Annotated in this window: 5 protein-coding genes; 1 reads left to right on the top strand and 4 read right to left on the bottom strand. The window is 46.8% G+C overall.

What is annotated here, in order from left to right:
- Positions 1 to 361 precede the first annotated feature (361 nt).
- The gene (locus QT987_RS29410) at positions 362 to 760 is read right to left on the bottom strand and encodes a hypothetical protein (RefSeq protein WP_333246991.1); all 399 of its coding nucleotides are present in this window, start codon (positions 758 to 760) and stop codon (positions 362 to 364) included.
- Between the two features lie 127 nt (positions 761 to 887).
- Entirely contained in the window at positions 888 to 1,694 is an 807-nt protein-coding gene (gene surE, locus QT987_RS29405; RefSeq protein ID WP_333052936.1) for a 5'/3'-nucleotidase SurE, read from the bottom strand.
- A 396-nt stretch (positions 1,695 to 2,090) separates the two neighbouring features.
- On the opposite strand from surE, the gene pheS reads away from it, so the two are divergent.
- Positions 2,091 to 3,095 carry a phenylalanine--tRNA ligase subunit alpha gene (gene pheS / locus QT987_RS29400; RefSeq protein WP_333246989.1) on the top strand — a complete coding sequence of 335 codons (1,005 nt, stop codon included), beginning with the start codon at positions 2,091 to 2,093 and terminating at the stop codon, positions 3,093 to 3,095.
- A gap of 239 nt (positions 3,096 to 3,334) precedes the next feature.
- On the opposite strand, the gene QT987_RS29395 is transcribed toward pheS, so the two are convergent.
- Positions 3,335 to 3,805, bottom strand: coding sequence for a hypothetical protein (locus QT987_RS29395; RefSeq protein WP_333246987.1), 471 nt, complete (start codon positions 3,803 to 3,805; stop codon positions 3,335 to 3,337).
- Positions 3,806 to 4,256: 451 nt separating this feature from the next.
- The coding region (locus tag QT987_RS29390) for a hypothetical protein (protein WP_333233973.1) at positions 4,257 to 4,450 on the bottom strand (194 nt) is incomplete at its 5' end.

Here is a 4,450-nt window from a genome sequence, read left to right as displayed (position 1 = left end):
GCCCGTCCTTTTTGGACGGGCGGGACGCCCATCCCACTTTCAAGAGTGGAAGTTATTTAATTCTCATTCCTTAGTCGTCTTCAGACGACTTTAGCTTTGAGGCAGGGGTTGAAACCCCTGTCGGACTGTCGGACTATCGGTTGCACGTTAAGTTGACACCTACGGGCACGGCGCTTTCCCTACAGGGGTTACAACCCCTACCGGACTGGGGTTTTGACGTTTTTGGGCACAGGAAGAAGGGCACGGCGTCTAAGCGCTTACCCGTAGCTTCAGATGGATGCAATGGCTAAAATAGTGTGATTTCTACCTAAAGGACTAGATATTTGCACGCAGTATCTGTCAGAATCTTTTTTAAGAAATGTTAACGTGAGACATCTTGGGAATTACCAGTTCCGCTCACCCACTCTAAAAATCCTTGAAGTGAATTCTGTCGGGGTAGCGATTGTTCCGTAGCGGCGAGCACACACCCGAAAAAGACCACACTGCCCAAAATTGCAATCAGCGGCAAAGGCTTACCCAGCCCAAAGTCCCGCTGAAGCCGAGCTAAGGGTCTGCTCTCGCGCCTGAGCATCTTTCCTACCGTCAGTTGTTTGAGACTAAAAGGATCGCGCACAAAATGACCGCTCCAGCTAATTACCATATGAGAATGGCAGTGGGGGCAAGTGAATAGTCCACTGACCATCCCGACGGGGCCTACGACGCTGGAACGGTTGCAGATCGGGCAAGTGACAGAATGAGTGTTATAGGTGGGAGCGTTCATAACTGTTTTTCTTGAGTAAAAAAAACTAACAAGTAATTGGGAGCCTGTGTTAACGCCAAAGGTATAGACCTTGAGAGGCACTTTTCCTTAATTCCTAGTTTACCGCTCCAATCGGGTCGATCGGAGCTCACTGCTTGGGAAAACCTGCAAATTGCCAATCCCGCAACGAGTGCAAGTCTGGAGCACAGGTGAGATTATATTGCAAAGGAGTTACGGTTATTCTGTTGTCGCGAATAGCTTGTACGTCTGTAGGAATATCATGTGGCACCGCCGAATCGGCGATTTCTTCTACATCTTCTAACAATTCCCCAGCCAGCCAATAATAAGTTTTGCCGCGCGGATCGGTGCGCTTTTGAAATATGTCGAAATAGCGGCGAATGCCTTGACGGGCGATCGCAACTCCGGTAATTTCTGCTTGTGAGACTGCTGGTATGTTGACATTCAACAGCATCGGTTTCGCCATTGGCTGTTTTTCCAACTGTGCCAGCAAGCTGACAGCGAAATCCACCGCCGGCCCAAATTCCTGCGAAGTAAAGCTCGCGAGGCTGAAAGCAATGCTGGGAATGCCTTCCATAATTCCTTCCATTGCTGCCGAAACCGTACCCGAACAGATGATATCCGTGCCTAAATTGGGCCCGTGGTTGATACCGGAAAGGACAAAATCCGGCGGTTTGTCAAGTAAAGCCCACAAAGCAAGTTTCACGCAGTCGGCGGGAGTACCCGAACAGGCCCAAGCTTGGACTGCGGGCTCAAAAATAGATTCGACAATTTCGGCGCGGATGGGTTGGTGCAAGGTAAGGCCGTGGCCGGTAGCGGAGCGCTCTCTGTCGGGACAAACTACGCTCACATCGTGGCCAGCGGCGGCGAGAGCGTTGGCGAGGCTGCGGATGCCTTGTGCAAAGATGCCGTCGTCGTTGCTAATTAAAAGTTTCATTGAAATTTTTATAGGCCTTATAGCAATCTTAAACTAGATTCAACTAGGGCGATCGCTCTAACCTCGAATTCCCTATTACAAATTATCCATAACTGCCATCAATCTAAAATATAAAATTTAAAATCTAAAATCAACAAGCTGTCGAGCCAAAATTGCGCTAAACTCAACTTGGCCCAAAACAGCCATCAATCTAAAATCTAAAATCTAAAATCAACAAGCTGTCGAGCCAAAATTGCGCTAAACTCAACTTGGCCCAAAACTGCCATCAATCTAAAATCTAAAATCTAAAATCTAAAATCTAAAATCAACAAGCTGTAGAGCCAAAATTGCGCTAAACTCAACTTGGCCCAAAACAGCCATCAATCTAAAATCTAAAATCTAAAATCTAAAATCAAAATGACTGTCCAGCTAAGCGACATTGAAACTCAACTAGAAACCCTCGGTCAAGAGTCCAAAAGTGCGATCGCCAGTGCCAATACCCTCGAACAACTCGAACATTTGCGCCTCGGCTACCTCGGCAAAAAAGGCCAACTCTCTCAAATTTTAGGCATGATGGGCAAACTGTCGCCAGACCAGCGGCCCAAAGTAGGGGCGATCGCCAATACAGTCAAAGAAGCCCTGCAAGCCGATTTAGAAGACAAGCGCGCCGCCCTCCAAACCGCCCAAATCCAAGCCAAATTAGCCTCAGAAACCATCGATGTCACCATGCCGGGGATTTTTCGCCCCCAAGGCCGCGTTCACCCCTTAAACGCCGTCATAGACCGCGCTCTCGATATCTTTGTCGGCCTCGGATACACCGTCGCCAACGGCCCGGAAATGGAGACAGATTATTATAACTTCGAGGCCCTGAACACACCGCCAGACCACCCAGCGCGGGATATGCAAGATACATTTTACCTACCAGGCGGCGACTTACTGCGGACTCAGACATCATCAGTGCAAATTCGCTACATGGAACAGCACAAACCCCCGATTCGGATTGTCTCTCCCGGCCGCGTTTACCGCCGCGATACTGTCGATGCTACTCACGCAGCAGTCTTCCACCAAATTGAACTTTTAGCAATTGATGAAGGTCTGACATTTACGGACTTGAAAGGCACAATTAAAGAGTTTTTGCGACAAATGTTCGGGCAAGATTTGCCGATTCGTTTCCGCACGAGTTACTTTCCCTTTACGGAACCTTCGGCCGAAGTGGATTTGCAGTGGAACGGCAAATGGCTGGAAGTTTTAGGCTGCGGAACGGTCGATCCTAATGTTCTTAAAGGAGTCGGTTTAGATCCAGAAAAGTATACTGGGTTTGCGGCCGGTTTTGGTGTCGAGCGGTTCGCAATGGTACTTTATGAAATCGACGACATTCGCCGGGTTTATGCTAGCGATTTGCGTTTTTTACGGCAATTTTAAAGCATGGTTTGGGGTCGGTTCTACAAACCCTCTAGAGATTTTGCTTAAGCTACATCAATTTTTCAGTTTCAAGTAAGCAGACAAGAGCCACAAAACCAGAAGATATGGTGGGCGGGTGAGTGCAAGTAACTCTTGCTATCCGACTTCTTTCAGGTCAAAACCCGCCCCCTCACATCAGTTTATTTATGCCCGCTGACTTAAGTAGACAAGGGCTTTGCACTTACCTACTTATTTATTTTCTACTTGCTAAAAACACCCTTGATGCTGTCAACAGCGCTCTCGACAGCATTCTTGGTATTATCTACTGCTTTCTGAGTCCGAGCTGAATCTTCCGATGCTCTTTTCTCAATGGTGGCCGCATCTTTCTTAGCTTTGCGCTCTACTACACTACCATCCTCCGATGAGCGATCGACTTTAGCAGCATTTGTCTTGGCAGTTTCCTTAACCTTCTCTTCTGTATCTCGGATGAAGTTCTTGGCTCGTCCAGCATCTTTGCTGGCTTTTTCTTGAACCGCATCGCCCGCATCTGCTGCTGCGATCAAGTTTACAGCAGGAGAAGCCATTGCTGCGGTGTTGGAGAAGAACGCACCAGACCAAACGAAGGCCATCGCTGACACGCAAAGCACAGTTGTAGCCATCCAGCGCCCGACAGTCGAAAGCCGTTTCGTAAAAGAATTCAGTTTCATAGAATACAAAAGGAGATATGACATTCTATTTTTACTCGATTTGAGCGATCGGCGGAACCGTTCTCTAGAGAGAGGTTATCCGCCCACAACGGTTAAAAAAGTTCCCTCTTTTGATAGATTCAAGCCAGGAAAGTCAGTCAATTTTAGATTTTAGATTTTAGATTTTAGATTTTAGATTTTAGAGTTGACTCCCCAGTCGCCCTTGGGAATCTTGAACTTTGGTGAGTCGATTGTAGATTTTAGATTTTAGATTTAACAATTAATATCAAATCTGTTAGCATCGGGATTATTCATCTATCTCTTCTCTGCATCAGCGTGAATCAGCGTCAATTAATTGTCATCTGCGGTTAAGCAATTTTCTTGTTTTTACCGCAGATACAGGCAGATTAACACAGATTAACGCAGATGAATTATATCAATTCCGGTTGCAGCTTCGGAATAGTAAATTAGAGTTGACTGTTCACGGCGTCAACAGTCAACCGTCAACAGTCAACATCATTACGGTGTTACCGGAAATGATATAAGTAGGTGCGACAGTCAAGCTATCATCAATCGGGCGATTATTGTCATAAAATATCGCTTCTAAGGAATGATATCGTTTCCGGTTGTATCGGAATGATTTAACCGCAGAGGGCGCAGAGAACGCAGAGGGAGAGAATACAGAGAGGA

Source organism: Microcoleus sp. SVA1B4, assembly GCF_036700545.1.
In the GTDB taxonomy this organism is placed as follows: domain Bacteria; phylum Cyanobacteriota; class Cyanobacteriia; order Cyanobacteriales; family Microcoleaceae; genus Microcoleus.
Note: the sequence above shows the minus strand (reverse complement) of the source record. Positions and strands in the feature narration are given on the sequence as shown.